The organism is Calidifontimicrobium sp. SYSU G02091 (genome assembly GCF_022631395.1).
GTDB classification, from domain to species: domain Bacteria; phylum Pseudomonadota; class Gammaproteobacteria; order Burkholderiales; family Burkholderiaceae_C; genus Calidifontimicrobium; species Calidifontimicrobium sediminis.
In genome coordinates this window covers 18,862-44,425 of record NZ_JALBGB010000008.1, presented here as the reverse complement: position 1 = coordinate 44,425, position 25,564 = coordinate 18,862, and the positions used below count along the sequence as shown (strand labels likewise).

At 72.3% G+C, this 25,564-nt stretch carries 28 protein-coding genes and 1 tRNA gene; 16 read left to right on the top strand and 13 right to left on the bottom strand.

Translation table 11 applies throughout. From position 1 onward, the window contains the following. Positions 1-63: 63 nt before the first annotated feature. A complete protein-coding gene (locus MOJ79_RS07370) occupies positions 64-486 on the top strand; it encodes a universal stress protein (RefSeq protein ID WP_241923555.1) in 423 nt (140 codons plus the stop codon). Between the two features lie 36 nt (positions 487-522). Here MOJ79_RS07370 and MOJ79_RS07365 read toward each other — a convergent pair whose 3' ends face one another. Continuing rightward, positions 523-1,131: a TetR/AcrR family transcriptional regulator gene (locus MOJ79_RS07365; protein WP_119292966.1), complete on the bottom strand. Its 609-nt coding sequence runs from the start codon at positions 1,129-1,131 to the stop codon at positions 523-525. 92 nt (positions 1,132-1,223) lie between these two features. Then, positions 1,224-1,418, bottom strand: a complete 195-nt coding sequence (locus tag MOJ79_RS07360) for a hypothetical protein (RefSeq protein ID WP_241923554.1) — start codon at positions 1,416-1,418, stop codon at positions 1,224-1,226. A gap of 219 nt (positions 1,419-1,637) precedes the next feature. Here MOJ79_RS07360 and MOJ79_RS07355 point away from each other — a divergent pair, with 219 nt between their 5' ends. Continuing rightward, positions 1,638-1,856 carry a hypothetical protein gene (locus tag MOJ79_RS07355; RefSeq protein ID WP_241923553.1) on the top strand — a complete coding sequence of 73 codons (219 nt, stop codon included), beginning with the start codon at positions 1,638-1,640 and terminating at the stop codon, positions 1,854-1,856. On the opposite strand, the gene MOJ79_RS07350 is transcribed toward MOJ79_RS07355, so the two are convergent. After that, a complete protein-coding gene (locus MOJ79_RS07350; protein WP_241923552.1) occupies positions 1,830-2,771 on the bottom strand; it encodes a LysR family transcriptional regulator ArgP in 942 nt (313 codons plus the stop codon). The two genes, MOJ79_RS07355 and MOJ79_RS07350, sit on opposite strands and share 27 nt — an antisense overlap. Before the next feature lie 98 nt (positions 2,772-2,869). Between MOJ79_RS07350 and MOJ79_RS07345 the strand changes: the two genes are divergently transcribed. After that, on the top strand, positions 2,870-4,180 hold the full coding sequence (locus tag MOJ79_RS07345; protein ID WP_241923551.1) for a D-amino acid dehydrogenase: 1,311 nt from the start codon (positions 2,870-2,872) through the stop codon (positions 4,178-4,180). A 6-nt stretch (positions 4,181-4,186) separates the two neighbouring features. Here the strand turns inward: MOJ79_RS07345 and MOJ79_RS07340 are convergent, their stop codons facing one another. Further along, positions 4,187-4,813 (bottom strand): YecA/YgfB family protein, encoded by a 627-nt coding sequence (locus tag MOJ79_RS07340; RefSeq protein WP_241923550.1) that lies wholly within the window; start codon positions 4,811-4,813, stop codon positions 4,187-4,189. Positions 4,814-5,122: 309 nt separating this feature from the next. Here MOJ79_RS07340 and MOJ79_RS07335 point away from each other — a divergent pair, with 309 nt between their 5' ends. Both MOJ79_RS07335 and MOJ79_RS07330 read left to right on the top strand, forming a co-directional pair. After that, positions 5,123-6,643 carry a CoA-acylating methylmalonate-semialdehyde dehydrogenase gene (locus MOJ79_RS07335; protein WP_241923549.1) on the top strand — a complete coding sequence of 507 codons (1,521 nt, stop codon included), beginning with the start codon at positions 5,123-5,125 and terminating at the stop codon, positions 6,641-6,643. Beyond that, positions 6,640-7,113 (top strand): DUF3237 domain-containing protein, encoded by a 474-nt coding sequence (locus MOJ79_RS07330; RefSeq protein WP_235823441.1) that lies wholly within the window; start codon positions 6,640-6,642, stop codon positions 7,111-7,113. Before MOJ79_RS07335 ends, MOJ79_RS07330 begins: the two co-directional genes overlap by 4 nt. 7 nt (positions 7,114-7,120) lie before the next feature. Here MOJ79_RS07330 and MOJ79_RS07325 read toward each other — a convergent pair whose 3' ends face one another. From MOJ79_RS07325 to MOJ79_RS07310, 4 genes are read right to left on the bottom strand one after another with little or no spacing between them, the layout of a single operon-like run. Next, positions 7,121-7,666 carry a TlpA family protein disulfide reductase gene (locus MOJ79_RS07325; protein WP_241923548.1) on the bottom strand — a complete coding sequence of 182 codons (546 nt, stop codon included), beginning with the start codon at positions 7,664-7,666 and terminating at the stop codon, positions 7,121-7,123. Between the two features lie 28 nt (positions 7,667-7,694). Beyond that, entirely contained in the window at positions 7,695-8,522 is an 828-nt protein-coding gene (locus MOJ79_RS07320; RefSeq protein ID WP_241923547.1) for an ABC transporter permease, read from the bottom strand. Positions 8,523-8,543: 21 nt separating this feature from the next. Beyond that, positions 8,544-9,455: an ABC transporter ATP-binding protein gene (locus MOJ79_RS07315; protein WP_241923627.1), complete on the bottom strand. Its 912-nt coding sequence runs from the start codon at positions 9,453-9,455 to the stop codon at positions 8,544-8,546. Between the two features lie 35 nt (positions 9,456-9,490). Beyond that, on the bottom strand, positions 9,491-10,519 hold the full coding sequence (locus tag MOJ79_RS07310) for an ABC transporter substrate-binding protein (protein WP_241923546.1): 1,029 nt from the start codon (positions 10,517-10,519) through the stop codon (positions 9,491-9,493). Positions 10,520-10,626: 107 nt separating this feature from the next. On the opposite strand from MOJ79_RS07310, the gene MOJ79_RS07305 reads away from it, so the two are divergent. Beyond that, positions 10,627-11,385, top strand: a complete 759-nt coding sequence (locus MOJ79_RS07305; protein ID WP_241923545.1) for an SDR family oxidoreductase — start codon at positions 10,627-10,629, stop codon at positions 11,383-11,385. Here MOJ79_RS07305 and MOJ79_RS07300 read toward each other — a convergent pair. From MOJ79_RS07300 to MOJ79_RS07290, 3 genes are all read right to left on the bottom strand, one after another. Next, on the bottom strand, positions 11,369-12,472 hold the full coding sequence (locus MOJ79_RS07300; protein ID WP_241923544.1) for a patatin-like phospholipase family protein: 1,104 nt from the start codon (positions 12,470-12,472) through the stop codon (positions 11,369-11,371). The two genes, MOJ79_RS07305 and MOJ79_RS07300, sit on opposite strands and share 17 nt — an antisense overlap. A 60-nt stretch (positions 12,473-12,532) precedes the next feature. After that, positions 12,533-12,609, bottom strand: a tRNA-Arg gene (locus MOJ79_RS07295). A gap of 79 nt (positions 12,610-12,688) precedes the next feature. After that, on the bottom strand, positions 12,689-14,686 hold the full coding sequence (locus MOJ79_RS07290) for a cation:proton antiporter domain-containing protein (protein WP_241923543.1): 1,998 nt from the start codon (positions 14,684-14,686) through the stop codon (positions 12,689-12,691). Between the two features lie 96 nt (positions 14,687-14,782). On the opposite strand from MOJ79_RS07290, the gene MOJ79_RS07285 reads away from it, so the two are divergent. The 7 genes from MOJ79_RS07285 to MOJ79_RS07255 all read left to right on the top strand — a co-directional run bounded on the left by MOJ79_RS07285 (position 14,783) and on the right by MOJ79_RS07255 (position 20,320). Beyond that, positions 14,783-15,772 carry a KpsF/GutQ family sugar-phosphate isomerase gene (locus tag MOJ79_RS07285; protein ID WP_241923542.1) on the top strand — a complete coding sequence of 330 codons (990 nt, stop codon included), beginning with the start codon at positions 14,783-14,785 and terminating at the stop codon, positions 15,770-15,772. Then, positions 15,772-16,341, top strand: coding sequence for a KdsC family phosphatase (locus MOJ79_RS07280; RefSeq protein ID WP_119292994.1), 570 nt, complete (start codon positions 15,772-15,774; stop codon positions 16,339-16,341). The genes MOJ79_RS07285 and MOJ79_RS07280 overlap by 1 nt, the downstream gene beginning before the upstream one ends. Next, on the top strand, positions 16,341-16,988 hold the full coding sequence (lptC, locus tag MOJ79_RS07275) for an LPS export ABC transporter periplasmic protein LptC (RefSeq protein WP_241923541.1): 648 nt from the start codon (positions 16,341-16,343) through the stop codon (positions 16,986-16,988). The genes MOJ79_RS07280 and lptC overlap by 1 nt, the downstream gene beginning before the upstream one ends. Beyond that, positions 16,985-17,764 (top strand): SDR family oxidoreductase, encoded by a 780-nt coding sequence (locus MOJ79_RS07270; protein WP_241923540.1) that lies wholly within the window; start codon positions 16,985-16,987, stop codon positions 17,762-17,764. Before lptC ends, MOJ79_RS07270 begins: the two co-directional genes overlap by 4 nt. A gap of 60 nt (positions 17,765-17,824) precedes the next feature. Further along, entirely contained in the window at positions 17,825-18,967 is a 1,143-nt protein-coding gene (locus MOJ79_RS07265) for a metal-dependent hydrolase (protein WP_241923539.1), read from the top strand. 64 nt (positions 18,968-19,031) lie between these two features. Then, entirely contained in the window at positions 19,032-20,012 is a 981-nt protein-coding gene (locus tag MOJ79_RS07260; RefSeq protein WP_241923538.1) for a sodium-dependent bicarbonate transport family permease, read from the top strand. Then, complete coding sequence (locus MOJ79_RS07255) at positions 20,009-20,320, top strand: P-II family nitrogen regulator (RefSeq protein ID WP_241923537.1); 312 nt, start codon at positions 20,009-20,011, stop codon at positions 20,318-20,320. Before MOJ79_RS07260 ends, MOJ79_RS07255 begins: the two co-directional genes overlap by 4 nt. Before the next feature lie 102 nt (positions 20,321-20,422). On the opposite strand, the gene MOJ79_RS07250 is transcribed toward MOJ79_RS07255, so the two are convergent. After that, a complete protein-coding gene (locus MOJ79_RS07250) occupies positions 20,423-20,881 on the bottom strand; it encodes an RNA recognition motif domain-containing protein (RefSeq protein ID WP_241923536.1) in 459 nt (152 codons plus the stop codon). Positions 20,882-21,412: 531 nt separating this feature from the next. Here MOJ79_RS07250 and MOJ79_RS07245 point away from each other — a divergent pair. Together MOJ79_RS07245 and MOJ79_RS07240 are read left to right on the top strand one after the other, a co-directional pair. Next, positions 21,413-22,174 carry a sulfite exporter TauE/SafE family protein gene (locus tag MOJ79_RS07245; protein ID WP_241923535.1) on the top strand — a complete coding sequence of 254 codons (762 nt, stop codon included), beginning with the start codon at positions 21,413-21,415 and terminating at the stop codon, positions 22,172-22,174. A 55-nt stretch (positions 22,175-22,229) separates the two neighbouring features. Beyond that, complete coding sequence (locus MOJ79_RS07240) at positions 22,230-23,048, top strand: HDOD domain-containing protein (RefSeq protein WP_241923534.1); 819 nt, start codon at positions 22,230-22,232, stop codon at positions 23,046-23,048. Positions 23,049-23,168: 120 nt separating this feature from the next. On the opposite strand, the gene MOJ79_RS07235 is transcribed toward MOJ79_RS07240, so the two are convergent. Continuing rightward, complete coding sequence (locus MOJ79_RS07235; RefSeq protein ID WP_241923533.1) at positions 23,169-23,651, bottom strand: putative Ig domain-containing protein; 483 nt, start codon at positions 23,649-23,651, stop codon at positions 23,169-23,171. A gap of 214 nt (positions 23,652-23,865) precedes the next feature. Between MOJ79_RS07235 and MOJ79_RS07230 the strand changes: the two genes are divergently transcribed. Further along, positions 23,866-25,560, top strand: a complete 1,695-nt coding sequence (locus tag MOJ79_RS07230; protein ID WP_241923532.1) for an AMP-binding protein — start codon at positions 23,866-23,868, stop codon at positions 25,558-25,560. Positions 25,561-25,564 lie beyond the last annotated feature (4 nt).

The following is a 25,564-nucleotide window of genomic DNA, read 5'->3' as shown; positions in this document are numbered from 1 at the left end:
GCCGTGTCACACTGCGGGCCGCCGCAGAAGTCCCCCCGAACCACTCAGCGAGGAGCCCACGCCATGAAGATCCTGGTCGCCGTCGACGGCAGCCCGTACACGAAGCGCATGCTCGCCTACCTGGCCGCGCACGACGAATGGCTCGGACCGACGCAGCAGTACACGCTGATCCACACCGTGCCCGCGGTGCCGCCGCGTGCGGCGGCCGTCCTCGACCGCGACGTGCTGAAGTCGTACTACGAAGAAGAAGCCGAGAAGGTGTTCCGGCCGATCCGCGCCTTCTTCAAGAAGCAGGGCATCGAAGCGACGTTCGTCTACAAGGTCGGCCACGCGGCGGACACGATTGCCGCGATGGCCGAGAAGGGCCGCTTCGACCTGCTGATGATGGGTTCGCACGGCCACGGCACGATCGCGAATCTGGTGATGGGTTCGGTCGCGACCAAGGTCCTGGCCCACTGCAAGACGCCGGTGCTGCTGGTGCGCTGATGGCGTGCACGTGCGCCGGCGTGCGCGCCGGCGCACTCAGCGCGCGTTCAAGCCGTCGAAGCAGGTGCTCAGGACGAGCTCGACGATGCGCTCGTCGTCGTACTGGCCGGTGCTCTTGAGCAGCGAGACGACCGGATCGCACGCGCGCGCGTACAGCGTGTAGAGCACGACCTCGGGCGGCAGCCTCGGGTCGATGTCGCCGTCGCGCTGGGCCTGCACGATCGTCTCGCCGATGCGCTCGCTGACGTCGCTCAGGCTGTCGAGGTACTCGCGGTGCTGCAGCAGCGCGGTGCGCAGCGTCGAGTTCTGTGCCGGCAGCGACGGCATCTCGCCAGCCAGCTGCAACTGCATCGCCCAGCGCGTGATCGCGCGCAGGCGGTCGGCCGCCTTCGGCAACGCACGCACCGCGTCGCTGTCGAGGAACGCCCGCGCGCGGTGCAGCACGCGCACCATCGCCGCTGCGGCGAGCTCCTCCTTCGACGGGAAGTGCTTGTACAGGCTGGCCTTGGCGATGCCGACTTCGGCCGCGACCTCGTCGACCGTCATCGCCTCGAAACCTTTCTCGGCCAGCAGCCGATTGACGGCCGCGACGATCGCGTCTTCGCGCGCTTGCAGCATCTGCTGCCGGAATGACACCCGAGCCATCGCGCGATTGTAACCCGCGAGGTCAAAATGCGACCTCGCGCGCGCCGATCCAGACGCGGAGTCTGTGCAGTGACTGCCGCGTCTTCGGCCAGTCAGCGCCGGCGGGCGCGCGCCCACCACGCGCGCCGCGGCGGGGGGGCCGGGCGCACCGGTTCCGTCGCCAGTGGCGGCAGGGTCATCTCGAGCCCGAAGGCCGTCCCCATCTCGGCGGCATCGGGAACGCTGGGCGTCGCGCGCCGTGCGCGCAGCCTTTGCCACCAGGCGGTGCTCGGGGTCGGCTGCGGCATCGGGGCCTCCTTGCGCGGAAACGGGTGGATCCTTGCTGTGAAGTGTCAGGCGTAACGTGGCGTGTCGGCGGCCGGATCAGGACGCCGGGTGCGCCACAGTTCACGCGACGCAGTGCCGCGGGTCGCGCGATGTCGTGCCGATCGCACAAGCCGCCCGCGCGTGCGCAGCCGGCACGCACCGTGCATCGCCCCCCTCGCCTTCACCCTGCTGCACAACCGATGGGCCGCCGCGCGCTCACCACGCTGACCTGGTTGACCGTCGCCGCGGCGGTGGCGAGCGCGCTGTGGCTCGCGCTCGGCGGTGCGGCTGCGACGCGCGACGGTCTGGTGCCGCTGGTGCTCGGCCGCCCGGTGCCGCCGGCGCCCGTCGGCGCACCCGCCGCGCCTGCGGTGCCGGTGGCACCGCGCGGTTCAGGCAGTGTCGGCCACGGGGACTGACCCAGGCGCACCGAGCGCCGCCAGCGCGCCGCGCTCGAGCGCCGTGCCGATGCGATCGAGCAGGCTCGGAGCCTCGGCCGCGCCGAACTGCCACTGGTGCCAGTAAAGCGCCACCGGCACCGTGACGGCCGGCGCGAGTGCCACCAGCGTGCCGCGCGCGACGGCGTCGCGCACCTGGATCCACGGCGCGACGCCCACACCCCAGCCCATCGCAGCAGCGCGCACGTAGGCCTCGCTCGACGGCACGTAGCGCTCCTGCAGCCGCGGCGCCGCGACGCCGAACGCGCGCGACACCCACTGCGCCTGCATGTCGTCCTTGCGGTTGAAGACGAGGAACGGCACGCGCGCGAAGTTGTCGCGCGCGAGGCCGCGCGGCAGGTGCGCGCGCACGAACGCGGGGCTCGCGACCGCGGTGTAGTGCATCACGCCCAGCGGCCGCAGCGCGCAACCGCGCAGCGCCTCGCTGACCGTCGTCACGCAGCCGAGCACCGCACCCTGGCGCAGCCACTCGTGCGTGAAGTCCTGGTCGTCGACGACGAGTTCGAGGCCGTACCCCTCGCGCAGTCCGGCCTGCACGACGTCGTCGAGCGCCGGCAGCACCCAGGTCGCGAGGCTGTCGGCGTTGACGGCGATCGGCAGCCGCGCACCGGCCGCGGCGGCACCCAGTTCACGCGCCATGTCGGCGCGCAGCGCGTGCCACTGCCGCGCGAAGCGCAGCAGCACCTTGCCGGCCGCCGTCAGCGCCAGCGGGCGCGAGCGCACGACCAGCGGTTGCCCGACCTGCGCCTCGAGCGCGCGCAGCCGCTGCGACACCGCCGACTGCGTGATCGCCAGCCGCGCCGCCGCCTTGTCGAAGCTGCCCTCGTCGGCCAGCGCCGCGAGGCAGTCCAGGCTGGCCGGGTCGATGCCGCGCATATTAGAAATTCTAATGTCTAGTGATTTTCATGAATGCATGATCATGTTTCGCTGGCCCACCCGCAGAATCGGTGCCCACGCGACTTGTGGAGCCCGCGATGAAAGTGATCGTCCTCGGCGCCGGCATCATCGGCGTCAGCACCGCCTGGCACCTGCTCGACGAAGGGCACGAAGTGACCGTCGTCGACCGCCAGGACGACGCCGCGCTCGAGACGAGCTTCGCCAACGGCGCGCAGATCTCGGTGAGCTTTTGCGAACCGTGGGCGAACGCCGAGGCGCCGCTGAAAGTCGCGAAGTGGCTGCTGCGCGACGACTCGCCGCTGCTGTTCCGCCCGCGGCTCGACCCGCACCAGTGGCGCTGGGGGCTGAGCTTCCTCGCGCAGTGCACCGACGCCGCGTTCGAGCGCAACGTCGCGCAGCTCGTCGCGCTCGGCCGCTACAGCCACGAGGCACTGAAGGCGCTCGTCGCGCGCACCGGCATCGAGTACCACCGCCTCGAGCGTGGCATCCTGCACTTTTTCTCGACCCAAGCCGACTTCGACGCCGGTGCCGCCGCCGCCGAGCTGATGCGCCGCCACGGCGTCGACCGTCGCGTGCTCACGCGCGACGAGGTGCTGAAGGTCGAGCCGGCGCTGGCCGCCTTCGGCGCGCGCATCGCCGGCGGCACCTACACGCCCAGCGACGAGAGCGGCGACGCGCGTGTGTTCACGCAGCAGCTCGCGCGGCTGTGCGCGCAGCGTGGCGCGACCTTCCTGTACGGCCACGACGTGCTCGGCTTCGAGCCGTCCGGCGACCGCGTCGTCGGCGTGCGCGTGCGCGACCGCGCCACGCGACGTGTGCGCACGCTCACCGCCGACCACTACGTTGCCGCGATGGGGTCGTTCACTGCGCCGCTGCTGCGCCCGCTCGGCGTGTGCCTGAACGTCTACCCTGCCAAGGGCTACTCGGCGACGCTGCGCCTGAAGCACCCCGAGCGCGCGAGCACCGTGAGCCTGCTCGACGACTCGCGCAAAGTCGCGATCTCGCGCCTGGGCGACGAGGTGCGCATCGCCGGCACCGCCGAAATGGCCGGCTACGACACCTCGCTCGACAGCCCGACCGCGCGCGTGCGCTGCCAGGCGCTCGTCAAGCGCTACGAAGAGCTGTTCCCCGGCGTCGCCGACACGAGCGCGCCGCGCTTCTGGGCGGGCCTGCGGCCGAGCACGCCGACCAACATCCCCTACATCGGCCGCAGCCGCATCGCCAACCTGTGGCTCAACACCGGGCACGGCACGCTCGGCTGGACGCACGGCGCCGGCTCGGGCCGGGCGCTGGCGCTGCTGATGAGCGGCAAGCGCCCCGACGTCGCGTTCGGCTTCTGCGGCGACGTGCCGGCGCGTGCGCGCCGGGCGGTGCCGGTGGCCGCCTGACGGTACTCAGCGCCGGCGGGTGCGCTTCGCAGCAGGCCGGGGCCGGCGCGGCTCGGAGCGCGGGCGTGACACGTCGGCCAGCCGCAGCGTGCTGTTGACCAGCCCCTCGACCGCCTCGGCGAGGTCGCGCGGCGGCTCGAGCGTCTCGATCTCGGCGAGCAGCTCGTCGGCGTCCTCGAGGTCGTCGGGGTCGAGGTGCTGGTACAGCACGGCCAGCGGCTCGGTCAGCGCCGCGCCGTCGAGCGCCATCAACGCCGGGAAGTGAGCCATCGCCAACGCGAAACCGGCAACCCACGGCAGCACCGTCTGCGATGGCGTCGCGTCGTCGTCGAGCTCGTAGACCCACGGGTCGAACCAGTCGCGCCGCGCGATCGCGCGGTCGAGTTCGGCGTGTCGGCGCCGCACCAGAGTGTGCACTCGCTCAAGCGACAGGCCTTGCGGCGGCTCGCACCCCTCGCTGTCGTGCACGAAGCGCAGCCACTGCGCGGCGGGCACCGGCCGCGGCTGCAGCAGCACGCCGACGAGGTAGCCGTCGAGCATCGTCACGTCGAGCGGCTCGAGCGGCGGCGGCAGCGCGTCGAGCCGGCGTTGCAGCTCGTCGATCTCGGCGTCGGACAACGGCGGGGCATCCATTGCCACATTGTCGGCGCAGCGTGCCGCCCGGCGGGCGACAGCTGCCGTTCGGCGGCGACCCGTGCTCGCGGGGTGGCTGGCGCGGCTCGCTGGCCCTTACATTGCGTCACGTTTCGTGTGCCGCCGCACGCGCGGCGGCCGAGCTCCGGTCCCAACGACGTCCTCACCCGAGGACTTGACAGCCCGCCCTCCCGGCGGGCTCTTTTTTTGCCGGACCCGCGGCGGCGATGGGCCGCGCCGGGTGCCCGGCCCGCCTTCGGTCTAGACTGCCAACCCCCGTATCGAACGCGTCAGCGAGAGCCAGCCGCCATGGGTGCCCCCGAAGCCTTCACCGCCACCTCCGACGTCGGTCACTGGATCGGTGGCCGCACCGTGCCCGGCCGCGCCGCGCGCCGCCAGGATGTGTTCAACCCCGCCACCGGCCGCGTCGCGCGCCAGGTGCTGCTCGGCGACGCCGACGACGTGCGCGCCGCCGTCGCCGCCGCGCAGGCCGCGTTCCCGGCCTGGGCCGACACGCCGCCGATCCGGCGTGCGCGCGTGCTCAACGCCTTCCTCGCGCTGCTGAACCAGCACCGCGACACGCTCGCGGCGATGATCACCGCCGAGCACGGCAAGGTGTTCACCGACGCGCAGGGCGAGGTCACGCGCGGCATCGAGATCGTCGAGTTCGCCTGCGGCGCGCCGCAGCTGCTCAAGGGCGACTACACCGAACAGGTCTCGACGGGCATCGACAACTGGACGCTGCGCCAGCCGCTGGGCGTGGTGGCCGGCATCACGCCGTTCAACTTCCCGTGCATGGTGCCGATGTGGATGTTCCCGCTCGCGCTGGCGTGCGGCAACGCGTTCATCCTGAAGCCCAGCGAGCGCGACCCGAGCCCGAGCCTGTTCATGGCCGAGCTGCTCCAGCAGGCCGGGCTGCCCGACGGCGTGTTCAACGTCGTGCAGGGCGACAAGGTCGTCGTCGATGCGCTGCTCGAGCACCCCGACGTGAAGGCGGTGTCGTTCGTCGGCTCGACGCCGATCGCGCAATACATCTACGAGACCGGCGCACGCCACGGCAAGCGCGTGCAGGCGCTCGGCGGCGCGAAGAACCACATGGTCGTGATGCCCGACGCCGATCTCGACCAGGCCGTCGATGCGCTGGTGGGCAGCGCCTACGGCTCGGCCGGCGAGCGCTGCATGGCGATCAGCGTCGCGGTGCTGGTCGGCGACGTGGGCGAGCGCATCATGCCGAAGCTCGCCGAGCGCGCGAAGGCGCTGAAGGTCAAGAACGGCATGGAGCTCGACGCCGAGATGGGGCCCATCGTGACGCGCCAGGCGCTCGAGCGCATCGAGGGCTACATCGAGCTCGGCGTGAAGGAGGGCGCGACGCTCGTCGTCGACGGCCGCGGGTTGAAGGTGCCGGGGCACGAGGGCGGCTTCTTCACCGGCGGCACGCTGTTCGACCACGTGACGCCGGCGATGCGCATCTACAAGGAAGAGATCTTCGGCCCGGTGCTGTCGTGCGTGCGCGCGAAGGACTTCGCCGAGGCGCTGCAGCTCGTCAACGACCACGAGTACGGCAACGGTGTCGCGGTGTTCACGAGCGACGGCAACGTCGCGCGCGAGTTCGCGCGCCGCGTGCAGGCGGGCATGGTCGGCGTCAACGTGCCGATCCCGGTGCCGATGGCCTGGCACGGCTTCGGCGGCTGGAAGAAGAGCCTGTTCGGCGACATGCACGCCTACGGCGAGGAAGGCGTGCGCTTCTACACCAGGCAAAAGAGCGTGATGCAGCGCTGGGCGGCGTCGATCGGCAAAGGCGCCGAGTTCACGATGCCGACCGCGAAGTGAGCGCCACGCTGCCCCCGCCGCCGTCGCTCGTGCCGATGGCGCGCATCACCTGCGACGTCGACGCGCTCGTCAGCCTCGGTGCCGGCCCCTACGGCGAGCGGCGCGTCGTGCCGCTGGGCGGCGGCACCGTCGAGGGTCCGGAGCTCAACGGCACGATCGTCGAAGGCGGCGCCGACTGGCAGGTCGCGCGCGCCGACGGTGCGCTCGACATCGCCGCGCACTACGTGCTGCGGCTCGCCGACGGCGCACTGGTCGAGGTGCAGAGCACCGGCCTGCGCCACGGCCCGCCCGAGGTCATGGCACGCTTGGCCGCCGGTGAGGCGGTGCGGCCCGACGAGTACGTGTTCCGCACCGTGATGCGCTTCACCACCGGTCATCCGGCGTGGCTGCACCTGAACAAGACGATCGCGATCGCCGTCGGCCAGCGCGAGGCGCGGCGCGTGATCCTCGACGTGTACCGGCTGACCTGACGCGGCGTCAGCCGAGGTGCCGCGCCAGCGCCTCGACGTCCTCGGGGAACAGCTGCCCCGCTTCGGCCTGCACGACCTTGCCGTCGCGGCCGAGCACGATCGTGACCGGCAAGCCCTTCGGCTTGGGCAGCGCCTTGTGGAACTCGGGCGTCACGAGCGCCGTCGGGAAGTCGTAGCCGTGCTTGCGCAGGTACGCGCGCGCGTCGTCGGCCTTGCGGTCGATCGACAGCGTCAGCATCGCGAGACCCCGCGAGCGCTGCGCGTGCCACAGCTTGGCGACGTGCGGCGTCACGAGCGCGCAAAACGGGCACCAGCTGGCCCACCAGTACAGCACCAGCACGCGGCCGCGCACCTGCTCGGGCTCGAAGCGCGTGCCGTCGAGCAAGTCGGCCGCCGGCACCGCGAGCGCGGTGCCGATGGCGGGCAGCGGCGGCGCGGCCTTTTCGCGCGCGGCGACCTCGGCGGCCGACGGTGGCGCAGCCTGCGCGCTCAGCCGCAAAGGCACCGCGGCCGCACCGGCGGCGGCGAGCAGGGTTCGGCGGGCGATGGGCATGGTGGCACCTTCAGGCGCGCAGCGCAGACTACAGCTTCTCGGTCTCGCCCGTCTTCGGCTGCCACTTCATCAGCCGCCGCTCGATGCGCCCGACCAGCGCGTCGAGCACGAGCGCGAACGCAGTGAGCACGAGGATGCCGGCCATCACGGTGTTGATGTCGAACGTGCCCTCGGCCTGCAGGATCAGGTAGCCCACGCCCTGCGAGCTGCCGAGGTACTCGCCGACCACCGCGCCGACGAAGGCCAGGCCGACCGACGTGTGCAGCGAGCTGAACACCCAGCTCGTCGCGCTCGGCAGGTAGACGTGGCGCAGCAGCTGCTTGCGCGTCGCGCCCAGCATGCGCGCGTTGGCCAGCACCACCGGGCTCACTTCCTTGACGCCCTGGTAGACGTTGAAAAACACGATGAAGAACACCAGCGTGACGCCCAGCGCGACCTTGCTCGCGATGCCCAGCCCGAACCACACGGCGAAGATCGGCGCCAGGATGATGCGCGGCATCGAGTTGGCGGCCTTGATGTAGGGCTCGAGGATCGCGCTGGCCATCGGGCTCAGCGCCAGCCACAGCCCCGCGAGCAGCCCGGTGACGGCGCCGATGCCGAACGCCAGCAGCGTCTCGACCAGCGTGACCCACAGGTGGCGGTAGATGTCGGCGTCGGTGACGAACCAGGCCCAGATGCGCGCGAAGATCTTCAGCGGCTCGCCGAAGAAGAACGCCGCCTGGCGTTCGTTGTCGAACATGAACGGCGGCACCAGCCCCGGCGTCGTCATCAGGTGCCAGAACACGAACACCGCCGCGAGCAGGCCCACCTGCCACAGGCGCAGCGTCTTCGGGGTCGGCTGGAGGTGCTTCCACATGGCGGGGCGGTCGCGAACGGCTCAGGCCGCCTTCTTCAGCTGCTGCTCGTAACCCTTGAGCACCTCCTCGCGCAGCACGGCCCAGATCGCGGCGTGCAGTTCGAGGAAGCGCGGCGTGACCTTGACCTCGGCGACGTCGCGCGGGCGCGGGATGTCGATCGCGAACTCGCCGATCGGCCGCGACGCCGGCCCGGCCGACATCACGACGACGCGGTCGCTCATCGCGATGGCTTCGTCGAGGTCGTGCGTGATGAACAAGACGGCCTTCCGAGCGCGTGAGCTCCCGGCCGCTACGCGGCCGCCCCCCGCAGGGGCCGGCGGCGCGCTTGGGGCGGCCCGGCGCTCGCCGCCGTCGCCGGCCCACAGCGCGAGCACCTCGTTTTCCATCAGCTGGCGCGTCTGGATGTCGAGGGCCGAGAACGGCTCGTCCATCAGGATGATGTCGGGGTCGAGCGCCAGCGTCTGCGCCAGACTCGTGCGCTTGCGCATGCCACCCGAGAGCTGGTGCGGGTAGCGGTCGCCGAAGCCGCCGAGGCCCACGCGGCGCAGCCACTCCTCGGCGGTGGCCCTGGCGTCGGCGACGCCGCGGAACTCGAGCCCGGCCATCACGTTGCCCAGCGCGGTGCGCCACGGCATCAGGCTGTCGGCCTGGAACATGTAGCCGGCGCGCGTGTTGATGCCGTCGGGAAACGCCACGCGGTCATCGAGCCGCTGGCCGAACACCTTGACGGTGCCCGTGCTCGGCGCGAGCAGCCCGGCGGCGACGTTGAGCAGCGTGCTCTTGCCGCAACCGGTGGGGCCGACGACGCTGACGAACTCGCCCGCGCCCACCGTCAGGTCGACGTCGGCGACCGCGGTGTAGCGCTGGCCGGGGTCGTCCTTGCTGATGAAGGTGCACGACACGCCGGCGAGCTCGAGCGCCGGCGGCGAGATCAGCACGCTCACGTCGGCTCCCGCCCGCGGCCGATTCAGCCCTTCGGGTACTTCGCGTTGGCCTTCCTGACGAAGTCGTTCGTGTAGACGGCCTTCAGGTCGAGCTTGGCCTCGCCGATCTTCGGGTCGACGCTGGCCAGCGCGCGCAGCGCGGTCTCGGGGCCCTTGTCGGGGATCGTGCCGTCGGGCGACAGCGCCTTCTTCGCGGCGAGGAAGGCGTCGATGTAGACCGCGCGGTCGCCGAGCAGGTAGCTCTCGGGCACCACCTTGATGATGTCGCCGGGGCCGGCCTGCTGGATCCACTTGTTGGCGCGCACGATCGCGTTGGCCATCGCCTGCGCCGTGTTCGGGTTCTTGTCGAGGAAGGCCTGCGGCGCGTACAGGCAGCCGGCGGGCATCGGGCCGCCGAAGACGCGCTCGGCCTCCTTCGGGTCGCGCGTGTCGGAGACGATCCTCAGGTTGCCGCCGCGCTGCAGCAGCGTGATCACCGGATCGAGGTTGCTGATGGCGTCGATCTGGCCGCTGGTCATCGCCGCGACCGCGCCCTGGCTCGCGCCGACGCCGATGATGGCCACGTCGCTGGGCTTGAGCCCCGCCTTCGCGAGCAGGAAGTTGACCATCACGTTGGTCGAGCTGCCCGGCGCGGTGACGCCGATCTTCTTGCCCTTGAGGTCGGCGATCGTCTTGAAGTCGGGCATCGTCTTCGGGTTGACGCCGAGCACGATTTGCGGCGCCAGCCCCTGCAGCACGAAGGCGCGCATGAACTGGCCCTTGGACTGCATGTTGACGGTGTGCTCGAACGCGCCCGAGACGACGTCGGCGCTGCCGCCGACGACCGCCTGCAGCGCGCGCGCGCCGCCGGCGAAGTCGACGATGTTGACGTCCAGCCCCTCGGCCTTGAAGTAGCCGAGCTGCTCGGCCACCGTCAGCGGCAGGTAATAGAGCAGGTTCTTGCCGCCGACCGCGATCGTCGCCTTGGGCTTCTCGAGTGCCTGCGCGCGCAGCACGGCCGGCGCGGCCAGCGTCGCGGCACCGGCAATGAGGACGTGACGACGATGCAGCATGCGGGTCTCCTTGCGGGTGTCGGGTTGCGGGTGCGGCGCGAGCCCGTGACTGTACCGAAGGCCCGCATGCGCGAGCCTCGGGGCCGCCCCGGGGCTATGCTCGCGCGATGAACGCCCTGGCCCCCCGAGTCCTGATCGTCACCGGTGCCGGCCGCGGCATCGGCGCGGCCACCGCGCGCCGTGCCGCGCGTGCCGGCTGGGACGTCGTCGTCAACGCGCGGCGCGACGCCGCCGCGGCCGAAGCCGTCGCTGCCGACGTGCGCGCCGCCGGCCGCCGCGCGCTCGTCGTGATCGCCGACGTGGCCACCGAGGCCGGCGCCTTGGCGCTGTTCGCCGCCACCGACCGCGCCTTCGGTGCGCTGCACGGGCTGGTCAACAACGCCGGCGTCGTCGACGTCGCGCAGCGCGTCGAGCAGATGAGCGAAGCACGCCTGCAGCGCATGTTCACGACCAACGTCGTCGGCCCGTTCCTGTGCGCGCGCGAGGCCGTGCGGCGCATGAGCACGCGCCACGGCGGCGCGGGCGGCGCGATCGTCAACGTCGGCAGCGCGGCGGCGCGGCTGGGCTCGCCGAACCAGTACGTCGACTATGCGGCGAGCAAGGCCGCGATCGACACCTTCACGAAGGGCCTCGCGCTCGAGGTGGCCACCGAGGGCATCCGCGTCAACGCGGTGCGCCCCGGCATCATCGACACCGGGATCCACGCCAGCGGCGGCCAGCCCGACCGTGCGCGCGAGCTCGCGCCCAGCGTGCCGATGCAGCGCGCCGGCAGCGCCGACGAGGTGGCCGCCGCCGTCGTCTGGCTGCTCGGCGACGACGCCGCCTACGTGACCGGCGCCGTCGTCGACGTCAGCGGCGGGCGCTGACGTCGCCGTTGCCGCCCGCGCCGGCGCCGCCGTCGGTGCCGAGCTCGTCGGGGTGCAGGTACTCGGCGAGCAGGTCCACCGTCGCGTGCCGGCCCAGGTGCGTGAAGCGCTCGCGCAGCCACTCGTCGGCCGCGGCATGGCCCTGGCGGTGCAGCGCCAGCAGGTGCTGCCACGGCGACTCGAAGGGCTGCGGCGCGTCGAGCCCGTCGAGCCGCTCGCCGCCTTCGATGCGGTGCAGCCGCAGCGCGTCGGCCTTGCGAAACAGCGGCGAGCGGCACTGCGCGCCGGCCACGCCCTCGTCGTGCATCAGCCGGCGCAGGATCGCCAGCGAGCGCAGCTCCTTGACGAGGCTGCCGTGGAACGTGATCTCGTTGACGCGGTCGAGGATCGCGGCCGGCCCCTCGGGCAGCGCCTTGCGCCGCTCGGGGTGCACCTGCACCAGCATCAGGTCCAGCGTCGGCGACTCGGCCAGCAGCGGCAGCAGCGGCGGGTTGCCCATGTAGCCGCCGTCCCAGTACGCCTCGCCGTCGATGACGACGGCGGGGAACAGCATCGGCAGGCACGCCGACGCGAGCACCGCGTCGGCGGTGAGCTCCGGCCCGCGGAAGACGCGCAGCCGCCCGGTCTGCACGTGCGTCGCGCCGACGAAGAGCTGGATGTCGCGGCAGCGGCGCACCGCGTCGAAGTCCACCGTGTCGGCCAGCACGGCGCGCAGCGGGTTGCCGTCGTCGGCCGCGGCCGCCGGCGCGAACCAGCGGCTGGCCATCTGCCACGCCGCGTGCAGCGGCGGTGGCGCGGTGAGCATCGCCGCCGGGTTGGCGCCCATCCAGCCCTCGGCCCAACGCGCGAGGTGCATGCCGTCGGCCACGCGCGCCCAGAAGCGGCGCAGCGACTCGCGCGCGCCACGCCGCCCGTCGGCCACCCAGCCCGCGGCCAGCGCCACTGCGTTCATCGCGCCGGCGCTGGTGCCGCTGACGGCGGCGATGCGGATGCGCTCGTCATCGAGCAGCCGGTCGAGCACGCCCCACGTAAACGCGCCGTGCGAGCCGCCGCCTTGCAGCGCGAGGTCGAGGGATCGGGTGGTCATGGCGACTGACGCGCCGGCGACGCGGCGCCAGGCGCCGCACGACGTGCGGCGAGATGGGCTTGGCGCGCCCGAGACGGTTCGAACGTCCGACCCCTGCCTTCGGAGGGCAGTACTCTATCCAGCTGAGCTACGGGCGCGTGAGCACTTGATTGTACCGGCGGGCCCCGTTTCTCGCCCTGCGTGGTCGTCGCTGCGCCCCCCGGCGGCTGCGCGTCCTCAGCCGCGCAGCAGCTTCTGCTCGGCCAGCGCCAGCGTCTCGGGGCGGCCGGCGAGCACCAGCGTGTCGCCGGCGCCGAGCACGTGACCGTCGTCGGCGGCGACGACCTGGCCCGACGCCAGGCGCACCGACACCACCTGCACGCCGATCGCCTCGAGCGCGAGTTCGCCGATGCGGCGCCCGAGGCTCGCCGCGGCGGCGGGCAGGTTCAGCGTGTGCAGGCGCGGCTGCTGCAGCTCGTCGACGGTGTCGTCGTCGGCGCCGTGGAAGTAGCCGCGCAACAGGCTGTAGCGCGCGTCGCGCGCGTCGCGCGCGAGGCGGATCACGCGGCGCATCGGCACGCCCACCAGCGCCAGCGTGTGGCTGGCCAGCATCAGCGAGCCCTCGATCGCTTCGGGCACCACCTCGGTGGCGCCGGCGGCGCGCAGCGTCTCGAGGTCGCTGTCGTCGATCGTGCGCACCAGCACCGGCACGTGCGGCGCATGCTCGCGCACCAGCGCGAGGATGCGCAGCGCCGACGGCGTGTCGTGGTAGCTCACCACCACCGCGCTCGCGCGCGCGAGGCCCGCGGCCATCAGGCTGCGCAGCTTGGCCGCGTCGCCGAACACGACGCTGTGGCCGGCGGCGGCGGCCTGGCGCACGCGGTCGGGGTCGAGGTCGAGCGCCATGTAGGGGATGCCCTCCTTGTCGAGCAGCCGCGCCAGGTTCTGCCCGCTGCGCCCGTAGCCGCAGATGATCACGTGCGCCTCGGTCTGGATCGCCTTCTTCGCGATGCTGGTCAGCTGCACCGACTGCATCAGCCAGTCGGAGCCGACGAGCCGCATCACGATGCGGTCGGCCCACATCACGATGAACGGCGTGGCCAGCATCGACAGCACCATGCTCGCCAGCACCGGGCTGACCCACTGCGGGTCGATCAGCCGCTGGCCGGCGCCGAGCGTCAGCAGCACGAAGCCGAACTCGCCGGCCTGCGCCAGGTACAGCCCGGTGCGCAGCGCCACACCCGGCGGCGCGCGGAACAGCCACGCCAGCGCGGCCACCAGCGCCGCCTTGGCCAGCACCGGCAGCGTCGTCAGCAGCAGCACGAGGCCCCACTGGTCGAGCACCGGACGCCAGTCGAGCTTCATGCCGATCGTGATGAAGAACAGCCCGAGCAGCACGTCGTGGAACGGGCGGATGTCGGTCTCGACCTGGTGCTTGTATTCGGTCTCGGCCACCAGCATGCCGGCGACGAACGCGCCCAGCGCCAGGCTCAGCCCGGCGTGCTCGGTCAGCCACGCCAGGCCCAGCGTGATTAGCAGCAGGTTGAGGATGAACAGCTCCTCGCTCTTGCGCCGCGCCACCAGCGTGAGCCACCAGCGCATGACTTTCTGCCCGCCGGTCAGCAGCAGCGCGAGCAGCGCGCCGGCCTTGACCACCGCCAGGCCGATCGCCATCACCAGCCGCTCGGGCTCGGCGTTGAGCGCCGGGATCAGCACGAGCAGCGGCACGACGGCGAGGTCCTGGAACAGCAGCACGCCCATCACGCGGCGGCCGTGTTCGCTCTCGAGCTCGAGCCGCTCGGCGAGCAGCTTGGCGACGATCGCGGTGCTCGACATCGCCATCGCGCCGCCGAGCACGACGGCGCCCTGCCAGCCGAGCTGCCACGGGGTGGTGGTGAACGAGTAGATCCACCACAGCAGCACGTGGCCGGCGAGCGTGCCCAGTATCGTCAGCACGACCTGGCTCATGCCCAGCCCGAACACCAGCGTGCGCATGCTGCGCAGCTTGGGCAGGTTGAACTCGAGCCCGATGACGAACATCAGGAACACGACGCCGAACTCGGCCAAGTAGCGCACGCCGGCCGAGTCCTTGGCCAGCGCCAGCGCGTTGGGGCCGATGACGACGCCGACCACCAGGTAGCCGAGCATCGGCGGCAGCTTCAGCGAGCGGCAGACGACGACCCCGGCCACGGCGGCGACGAGGTACAGCAACACGAGGTCGAGCGTGGTGGCCATGCGATGCGCGTCGGTGCCGCCGGCATGGGGCGACACCTAGAATGCCGCGATCGTAAGTGAGCGCCGCGTCGCCTTGCGGCCGGCCGCCCCCGCACCATGCCCACCGCCCCCACCGTCGACGCCACCCGCGTGCTGCAGCTGGCCGCGCGCACGCTCGACATCGAGGCCGCCGCACTGGCCGGCGTCAAGGCGCGGCTGGGGCCGCCGTTCGTGCAGGCGGTGCAGGCGATGCTGGCCTGCCGCGGGCGCGTCGTCGTGATGGGCATGGGCAAGAGCGGCCACGTCGGGCGCAAGATCGCCGCGACGCTGGCCTCCACCGGCACGCCGGCGATGTTCGTCCACCCGGCCGAAGCCAGCCACGGCGACCTCGGCATGGTCACGCCGCACGACGTCGTGCTGGCGATCTCCAACTCGGGCGAGAGTGACGAGCTCAACGTCATCGTGCCGCTGCTGCACCGCCAGGGCGTGACGCTGATCGCGATGACGGGCCGCGCCGACTCGACGCTGGCGCGCCACGCGAGCATCGTGCTGTCGAGCGCGGTCGAGCAGGAGGCCTGTCCGCTGAACCTGGCGCCCACCGCGAGCACGACGGCGCAGATCGCGCTCGGCGACGCGCTGGCGGTGGCGCTGCTCGACGCGCGCGGTTTCAAGGAGGACGACTTCGCGCGCTCGCACCCCGGCGGCGCGCTCGGCCGGCGGCTGCTCGTGCACGTCGGCGACCTGATGCGCACCGGCGACGCGCTGCCGCGCGTGCGCCCCGACACCCCGTTCACCGACCTGCTGCACGAGATGTCGCGCAAGGGGCTGGGCTTTGCCGCCGTCGTCGACGACGACGACCGCGTGCAGGGCATCTTCACCGACGGCGACCTGCGCCGGCTCATCGAGAAGGGCGGCGACCTGCGCGGGCTGCTGGCCGGCGAGGTGATGCACGTGCGTCCGCGCACCGTCGCCGCCGACGCGCTGGCCGTCGACGCGGCGGCGCTGATGGAGCAGCACCGCATCACCAGCGTGCTGGTCGTCGACGGCGACGGGCGGCTGGTCGGCGCGCTCAACACCAACGACCTGATGCGCGCGAAGGTGATCTGATGACGGCGCTGCGGTTCGCGCCCGAGCTGCTGCTGAAGGCGCAGGGGCCCGGGCTGGGCATGAAGGCCGCGATCTTCGACGTCGACGGCGTGCTCACCGACGGCACGCTCTACGTGGGCGAGGCCGGCGAGACGCTGAAGGCCTTCCACGTGCTCGACGGCCACGGGCTCAAGCTGCTCGCGCGCGCCGGCATCGAGCCCGTCGTCGTCACCGGGCGCGACTCGCCCGCGGTGCGCCGGCGCGTCGCCGACCTCGGCCTGCAGCACGCCGTCTTCGGCGCTGCCGACAAGCTCGCCGCCGCCGACGAGGTGCGCGTGCGCCTCGCGCTCGACTGGAGCGAGGTCGCCGCGATCGGCGACGACTGGCCCGACCTGCCGCTGCTCGCGCGTGCCGGCTTCTCGTGCGCGCCGCCGAACGCGCACGCCGAGGTGCGCGCCGTGGTGCACCACGTGACGGCCGCCGCCGGTGGGCACGGTGCGGCGCGCGAGTTCTGCGACCTGCTGCTGATGGCCGGCGGCCACTACGCGCGGCTGCTGCACGGGCACCTGACGACGCTCGACGCGCGCTGATGCTGCCGTCCCCGCAGCCCCGCACCGCCGCCGCGCTGCCGAGGCAGCCCTGGCACTGGCGGCTGCGCGAGTGGGTGGGCGCGTACCTGCCGCTGCTGCTGATGGCCGTACTCGCGCTGGGCACCTGGTGGCTGGTGCGCAGCACGCCGGTGCCCGAGCCGCCGCGCGAGTTGGCGCCGCCGTCGGGCGAGCCCGACTACACGATGGAGCGCTTCCTGCTGCAGCGCTTCGACGCCGACGGCCGGCTGCGCGTGCGCATCGAGGGCCAGAGGCTGCGCCACTTCGTCCCCGGCGACACGATCGAGATCGACGACGTGCGCGTGCGCGCGCTGGCCGACGACGGCAGCCTGACGCTGGCCAGCGCCAGGCAGGCGCTCACCGACGGCAGGGGCCGCGAGGTGCAGCTGCGCGGCGGCGCGCACGTGACCTACACGCCGACCGACGGCAGCGCGCCGGTCGAGTTCCACGGCGAGTTCCTGCACGCCTTCGTCGAGGCCCAGCAGCTGCGCTCGGACCGGCCGGTGACGCTGACGCAGGGACGCAACCGCATCGACGCCGCCGGCCTCGAGGTCGACCAGCGCGCGCAGACGGTGCGCCTGACGGGCCCGCTGCGCGCGACGCTCGAGCCGCAGCGGCTGGCGCGATGAAGACCGCGCCGCTGGTCTTCATCACCGGCGCGTCGAGCGGCATCGGCCAGGCGCTGGCGCTGCGCTATGCGCAAGCCGGCTGGCGCCTGGCGCTGGTCGCGCGCCGCGGTGCACAGCTCGAGGCGTGGGCGCGCGAGCAGGGTCTGGACGCCGCGCGCTGCGCCGTCTATGCCGCCGACGTGCAGCAGCTCGACGCGATCGGGCGCGCCGCGCGCGAGTGCATCGCACGCCAGGGGCTGCCCGACGTCGTGATCGCCAACGCCGGCATCAGCGTCGGCATGGACACCGCCGAGCGCGAAGACCTCGACGTGATGCGCGACACGCTCGAGGTCAACCTGCTCGGCGTCGCGGCGACGTTCCAGCCGTTCCTCGCGCCGATGCGCGAACGCCGCGCGGGCACGCTGGTGGGCATCGCCAGCGTCGCCGCGATCCGCGGGCTGCCCGGTCACGGCGCGTACTGCGCGAGCAAGGCCGGCGTCGTCGCGTATTGCGAGAGCCTGCGCGTCGAGTGCCGGCCGTACGGCGTGCGCGTCGTCACGCTGCTGCCGGGCTTCGTCGCGACACCGCTGACGGCGCGCAACCGCTACGCGATGCCGTTCCTGCTGAGCGCGGCGCAGTTCGCCGAGCGCGCGTACCGCGCGATCGGCGCGGGCGAGTCGTACCGCGTGATCCCGTGGCAGATGGCGATCGTCGCCAAGCTGCTGCGCGCGCTGCCCAACGCGTGGTTCGACCGCCTGATGCGCGGTCGTGCACGCAAGCGCCGGCGCCACGAATGACGAGCCCGCGAATGCCCCGCCACCGGCACGCCGGCGCGCGAAGCGGCATGCTCGCGCCCCATGGATACGCTGACCCACGCGCTGTCGGGCGCGCTGCTCGCGCGTGCGATTTGCGTGCGCACGCCGGTACTGGCGCCCGTCGCGCCGCTGACGGCACCGGCGGTGGGGCGCTTCAGCGCGCCGTGGGACGGGCGCGCCGGTGCACTCGCGCCGTGGCAGGCGGTCGTCGTGGGCACCGTGGCCGCGGCGTTCCCGGACATCGACTTCGTCGTCGGCTGGGCCGGCGAGATGGCCTACCTGCGCCACCACCGCGGCATCACGCACTCGCTGCTGCTCGCGCCGCTGTGGGCGGCGCTGCTGGCGTGGCTGATGAGCCGCTGGTTCGCGCTGACGCGCGCGCAGCCTGGCGGCTGGAAGAGCCTGTACGTGATCGCGCTCGCGTCGATCGCGATCCACATCGCCGGCGACTGGATCACGCAGTTCGGCACGATGCTGCTCGCGCCGCTGTCGGACGCGCGCTTCGGGCTCGGGGCGATGTTCATCATCGACCTGGTGTTCAGCGGCGTGCTGATCGCCGCGCTGCTGGCGGCCGCCGTGTTCCCGCGCCGGCGCTGGCCGGCCGTGGCGGGGCTCGCGCTGGCGTGCGGCTGGGTCGCGCTGGCGTGGGACGCGCGCGGCGACGCGATCGCCGAGGGCCACCGCCACGCCCAGCGCGCCGGCATCACGGCCGTCGAGGTCGAGGCGATGCCGCGGCCGGCGTCGCCGTTCAACTGGACGGTCGCGGTGTTCGACGGCGAGCGCTACCACGTCGCGCACCTGAACACGCGGCGCACCGAGCCGCTGGTGGCCAGCGCCGACGACCATTTCATCCGCCGCTTCTCGGCGCCGTACCAGCCGGTGGCGCTGGCGCATTGGCAGGTGCTGCCGCGCTTCGGTCAAGGCAGCGACGCCGATTGGGTGCGCGAGGCCTGGCAGCACGAGGCGCTGGCCACCTACCGCTGGTTCGCCGCCGCGCCGGTGCTCGTCAAGACGCTCGAGCGCAAGGGTGGCGACGGCGGGGTCGAGCGCTGCGCCGTGTTCGGCGACCTGCGCTTCGGCTTTCCTGGGCGCGACGAGGCGCCGTTTCGCTACGGCGTGTGCCTGAACGGCGATCGCGCGGCGACGCTGGTCAAGCTGGCGCTGGGCCAGTTGCTGCCGGTGTGACGGCCGTTGCGACCGCCAGCGCGCACGCGCCGGCCGACCTGCGCGGCGCACACAGGGGGCGCGCGTGATCGACGTCGTCGTCCTGTTCTTCTTGCTCGGCGTGTTCGCGCGCCTGGTCGGCAGCGACCTGCGGCTGCCCGAAGCGCTGTACGAGACGCTGTCGATCTACCTGCTGCTGGCCATCGGGCTCAAGGGCGGGCTCGAACTCAGCCGCCAGCCGCTGGGCGATCTGCTGCCGCAGGTCGCGGCGTGCATGGCGCTGGGCTTCGCGATCCCGTTCCTGCTGTTCCCGGCGCTGCGTGCGCTGCGGCTGCCGGCTGTCGACGCCGCGGCAGTGGGTGCGCACTACGGCTCGGTCAGCGTCGTCACGTTCGCGGTGGCCAGCGCCGCACTGGCGCGCGCCGGGCTGGAGGCCGAGAGCCACGCGGCGCTGTGGGTGGCGGTGATGGAGGCGCCGGGCATCGTCGCCGGCATCCTGCTCGCGCGCTGGGCGCAGCGGCGCTCGACGGCCGCGACCGCCCCCCCGCCCGCCCCCACGGCCGCCGTGGTAAGCGGCGGTGGCTGGGGCGCGCTCGCGCACGACGTGCTGTTCGGCAAGAGCGTGCTGCTGCTGGCCGGCGGGCTCGCGATCGGCGCCGTGGCCGGCGACGCCGGCGTCACACCGATCGCGGCCGTGTTCGTGACGCCGTTCAAGGGCGTGCTCGCGCTGTTCCTGCTCGAGCTCGGGCTGGTGGCCGGCGCGCGGCTGGCCGAGGTCAGGCGCTTCGGGCTCGCGGTGCTGGCCGTCGGGCTCGGCGCACCGCCGTTGCTCGCGCTGCTCGGCGCCGCCGTCGGCGTCGCGCTCGGCCTGTCGACCGGCGGCGTTGCGATCGTCGCGACGCTGGCGGCCAGCGCGAGCTACATCGCCGCGCCGACCGCGATGCGCGTCGCGGTGCCGCAGGCCAACGCGGCGCTGTCGATCACCGCGGCGCTCGGCATCACGTTCCCGTTCAACGTCGTGATCGGCATCCCGCTGTACATCCGACTCGCCCAGGCCTGGACATGACCCCCACCGCCCGCCACCCGAAGACACTGCTCGTGATCGTCGCCGAGGCGGCGATCGAGAAGGCCCTCGTGCGCGACGCACAGCGCCTCGGGGCGCAGGGGTGGACCGTCGGCGAGGTGCGCGGCGCCGGCGCCGAGGGCGTGCGCGAGGGCGCGTGGGAGGCCGACCGCACGATCGAGCTGAAGCTGATCTGCGAATCCGCGGTGGCCGACGCGATCGCCGACCACGTGCTTGCGACCTACGCGCCGCACTACGCGGTGGCGATGTACCTCAGCGACGTGCGCGTGCTCAGACCGCAGCGGTATTGACCGCGGGCGCGGTGCGCGCCGGTTCGACGGCGGCGCGGCGCGCGGGCAATGAAAAAGGCACCGCGCTCGGCGGTGCCTTCGTCATCGGGCGGCGCGCTCGGCTCAGTAGCCGCCGCGGTCGCCCCCGCGGCCACCGCCGCCGTAACCCCCGCGGCCACCACCGCCGCCGTAGCCACCACCCCCGCCGCCGCCACGACCGTAGGGGCTGCGACCGCCGCCGCCACCCCCATAGCCGCCACCGCCACCGTAGCCGCCACCCCCACCGCCGCCGTAGCCGCCACGGCCACCGCCGCCGTACCCGCCCGGGCGCTCCTCGCGCGGGCGCGCCTCGTTGACGACGACGGCGCGCCCCTCGAGGGGCTGGCCGTTCATGCCGTTGATCGCGGCCTGCGCCTCGGCATCGTTGCTCATTTCGACGAAGCCGAATCCCTTCGAGCGCCCCGTCTCGCGGTCCATCATGACCTTGGCCGACGTGACGGTGCCGAACTGCGAGAACGCTTGATTGAGCGATTCGTCGCGCACGCTGTAGGCGAGGTTGCCTACGTACAGCTTATTTCCCATGGGGAAGCCCTTTCGATCTCAGAAAAACCAGGTGGAGCTTCAACCCATCGTGAACGATTCAAGCGAAGGTGCCGCATCCAGACACAGGCCCGCTGATTATGGGTTCTGGCCGCGGCGCTGCAATCGTCGGTGGGGGATTTGTGTTGTTTTGTCGTCCTGCGGGTTTCCCCTCGGTCCACGTCCCTGGCACGGGCAGCGAGGGGTTGGGCGCCGCGATTCCGTGATCGGATGTGAGCACGTACTCTCGAAGGCGGGATCATGGTGCGTGGCGGCGGTATCGGCCACGACCGGGGTTAGCCCCGATGACCGCCATCGCGCGTCTGCCTAGACTCCTGCCACTCGCAGCGCCGCCGCCACGAGGGCAGGCGGTGCCTGGACGGAGGCCTGAGGAGACAGCACAACACCGAATCCTTCACCGTTTCGGTTCGCCACGGTCGCGCGATACTGCGCGCGAGTCGTGTCGTTGGATGGGCGCCGCACCGGTCGGCGCCTTTTTGTTGCCCTGTCCGCGTCGCCCGCTGTCCCGTTCGCATGATCGACCTGGCCCTCGTCGCCGGCGCGGCCGCGTTCGCCGGTTTCGTCGATGCCATCGTCGGCGGCGGCGGGCTGATCCTGGTGCCGGCGCTGTTCGCGCTGTACCCCGGTGCGGCGCCGGCAACGCTGCTGGGCACGAACAAGGGCGGCTCGGTGTGGGGCACGGCGTGGGCCACGGTGCAGTACGCGCGGCGCGTGACGCTGAACTGGCGAGCGCTGGCCCCCGCGGTGGCCGCCGCGCTGGCGGGCAGCCTCGCCGGGGCGTGGAGCGTCACGCAGGTCGACGCCGAGGGCCTGAAGCGCGCACTGCCGTTCGTGCTCGCCGCCGTGTTCGCGTACACGCTGCAGCGCAAGGACCTCGGTCGCGTGCACGCGCCGCGACTGGCCGCGCGCGCCGAAACCGCGGCGGCCGTGACGATCGGTGCGCTCGTCGGCTTCTACGACGGCTTCTTCGGCCCCGGCACCGGCAGCTTCTTCGTGTTCTTGTTCGTGCGCGTCCTCGGCTACGACTTCCTGCACGCGTCGGCGAGCGCGAAGCTGCTGAACACGGCGACCAACGCGTCGGCGCTGGCGCTGTTCGCCGCCCAGGGGCACGTATGGTGGCACGTCGCGCTGGTGGCGGCGCTGGCCAACGTCGCCGGCAGCACGCTGGGCGCGCGGCTGGCGCTGCGCCATGGCGCCGGCTTCGTGCGCGGCGTGTTCATCGTCGTCGTCGGCGCACTGATCGTGAAGACCGGATACGACGCCTTTTTCCGCTGACCGCGACGCGATGCCGCGCCTACGATCGGCGCCATCCCATCCTCTGGTGCGTGCCGTGCCCGTCGCCCGCGAACTGCGCAGCCTCGACATCGACATTCCCGCCCAGCCCGATGCGCTGGTCAAGCTGTCGCTGCTGCTGGCCGAGGAGGACGTCAATCTGCAGGCAGCGTCGGCGCTGATCGAATCGGACATGGCGCTGGCCGCCGCCGTCCTGAAGGCGGTCAACTCGTCGCTGTACGGGCTCAAGGGGCGGGTGCAGACGGTGCAGCAGGCCATCACCTACCTCGGCCTGCGCGAGGTGTCGGCGATCACGTTCGAAATGGGGCTGCGCGCCGCGTTCCCGCCCGCGCCCGAGCTCGAGCCGATCTGGCAGCGCGCGTCACTGCGCGGCATGCTCATGGGCCGCATGGGCCAGCAGCTCGGCGTCGATGGCTGGGCCGCACACTCGGCCGGGCTGTTCGAGGAATGCGGCAAGGCGGTGCTGTTCCGCCACGCCCCCGAGCACTACCGCTCGATGCTGCGCGCCGCGAAGACCGACGTCGAGCTCGTCAGCCTCGAGCGCGCCGGCTTCGGCGTCAGCCACGAGGCGCTCGGCGCCGCGCTGTGCGAGAGCTGGGGACTCGCGGCGCCGGCGGTGGCCAGCGTGCGCCACCACGTCGAGGTGCAGGCCGGCGGCGACATCCCGCCACAGGTCCAGCGCTCGGCGCTGCTGGCGCTGTCGGCCGTCGCCGCCGCGCTGATGAACGACCCCGGTCAGCTCGAAGCGACCGTGCAGCGCGTGATGCCGCAGGTACCTCTCGACGAGACGCTCGTGCTGCGCGCCGCACGCAAGGTGCAGTCGCAGCTCGACGACGCGCGCGCGCACGGGCGTTGACGCCCGTCATCACGCGAGCACCTGGAGCGGGCGCAGCATGTCGGCATTCGCAGCTCGCCGCCATGCCGCACGGCGGGCCGACCTTGCCGTCGGTGTCGACGGGCCAGCCGGCCGCAGCCGTCAGGGCAGGATGTTGATGATGTCGAGCACGGCCGTCGGCCGGTAGCCCGGCAGTTCGAGCCGCACGACGCCTGCGGCGCTGCTCGCGCTGCGCGCCTCGCTGGGCGTGCCCGCAATGACGCCGGTGCGTGCATCGAGCGCGAGCCCGGCGGGCAGGCTGATGCCCGGCACCACCGAAAAGCGCATGTCCTGCAGGCACGAGGCTGGCACCCCGCTCACCGTGGGAGTGGCCTGCAATGTCACACCGACCTGACCGCGCAGCGTCGACGCGGCGGTCATCGTCCCGCCGCTGACTGCCCAAGTGGTTGAAAGGGCCAGGCTGGCTTGCGATGAACAGGCTTCATCACCGCCGCCTCCACCGCAGGCGACTAGCGCGGGAACAAGAAGCGCCGTTGCGGCGGAGCGCCAGCCGCGTCGCGGCATGCGCTGCAACGGATAGTGAGAGGACGAAGGAAGCGAAGAAGGGCAGAGGTTGTGTTTCATGGGACGCGAATGCTAACGGACACATTGCGTGCCGATCGCACCGCGAAACCCGTTCTCGACGCCACACCCACGTGCACGCGCCAACACCTACCCTAGAGGCTGCACCCTACGCCGCAGGCGGAAAAGCCCTTTGTCACGCCGGCGTCACGGTGGGCTAACCTTCGGGACCCTTCGTACCGACCCCCGCCCGCGCCGATGCGGGCGCTCCACCACCATGACGACCCCGATCACCGACGACGCGCTGGCCCTGCAGCGCCTGTACCACTGGGAAGCGAACGCGCCCGACAAGGTGGCCTTCACGCAGCCGATGGGCGGCGGCGTCGTGCGCGACTACACGTGGCGCGAGGTCTGCGACCAGGCCCGCCGCATGGCCACGCACCTGCAGGGCCTGGGCGTGCAGCCGGGCGACCGCGTCGCGATCATCTCGAAGAACACCGCGCACTGGATGATGAGCGACTTCGCGATCTGGCTCGCGGGCGCGGTGTCGGTGCCGCTGTACCCGACGCTGGCGCCGACGACGATCGCGCAGATCCTCGAGCACTCGGGCTCGAAGGTGCTGTTCGTCGGCAAACTCGACGGCTGGGAGCACATGAAGCCCGGCGTGCCGGCCGGCCTGCCGTGCATCAGCCACCCGCTGTCGCCCGACGACGCGAAGAAGAGCTACCCGCAGTGGGACGCGATCGTCGCCCGGGCCGCGCCGCTGCAGGGCCATCCGGTGCGCGGCGCGGACGACCTGTCGACGATCATGTACACGTCGGGCACCACCGGCACGCCCAAGGGCGTGATGCACACTTTCGGCAACTTCGCGCGCGCCGTCTACCGCGGGCTCGAACGCATCCCGCTGAACGAACGCTCGCGCATGCTGAGCTACCTGCCGCTGTCGCACGTCGTCGAGCGGGCGCTCGTCGAGCACGGCCAGCTCGCCACCGGCATGCACGTCTACTTCGCCGAGAGCCTGGACACGTTCACGCAGGACCTGCAGCGCGCGCGGCCCACCGTGTTCTTCAGCGTCCCGCGGCTGTGGGTCAAGTTCCAGCGCGGCGTGCTGCACAAGATGCCCGAGAAGAAGCTCGAGCTGTTCCTGAAGATCCCGATCCTCAGCGGCATCGTGCGCAAGAAGATCCTCACGGCGCTCGGGCTGGACCAGTGCCAGTTCGCCGCCGCCGGCGCCGCGCCGATGCCGGTCGAGCTGCTGCAGTGGTACTCGCGCATCGGTCTGAACATCGCCGAGGGCTACGGCATGACCGAGAACATCGGCGCCAGCCACATCACGCTCGGCGACCCAGCCGACTTCGGCACGGTGGGCACGCCGTACCGCGACGTCGAGTGCCGCATCGCGCCCGACACCGGCGAGATCCAGGTGCGCTGCCCGTGGACGATGACGGGCTATTACAAGCAGCCCGAACTGACCGCCGAGACGATCACCCCCGACGGCTGGCTCAAGACCGGCGACAAGGGCGCGATCGACGCCAGGAACCGCCTGCGCATCACCGGCCGCGTGAAGGACCTGTTCAAGACGAGCAAAGGCAAGTACGTCGCGCCGGCACCGATCGAGGACAAGCTCGTGATGCACGCCGCGATCGAGGCCTGCTGCGTGACCGGTGCCAACCTCGGCCAGCCGCTGGGGCTCGTGATGCTCAGCGCCGAGGCGGCGCAGCAGGCAGCCACGCCGGCCGGCAAGGCCGAACTCGAGGCATCGCTGGCCGAGCACCTGAAGGCCGTCAACGCGACGCTCGACCCGCACGAGCAGATGGACTGCCTCGTCGTGATGACCGAGGCGTGGACCGTCGACAACGACCTCATCACGCCGACCTTCAAGGTCAAGCGCAACAAGATCGAGGACGCGTTCGCGGCCCAGTACGCGCGCTGGGAGAGCGCCGGCAAACCGGTGGTGTGGCACACGCGCTGACGCG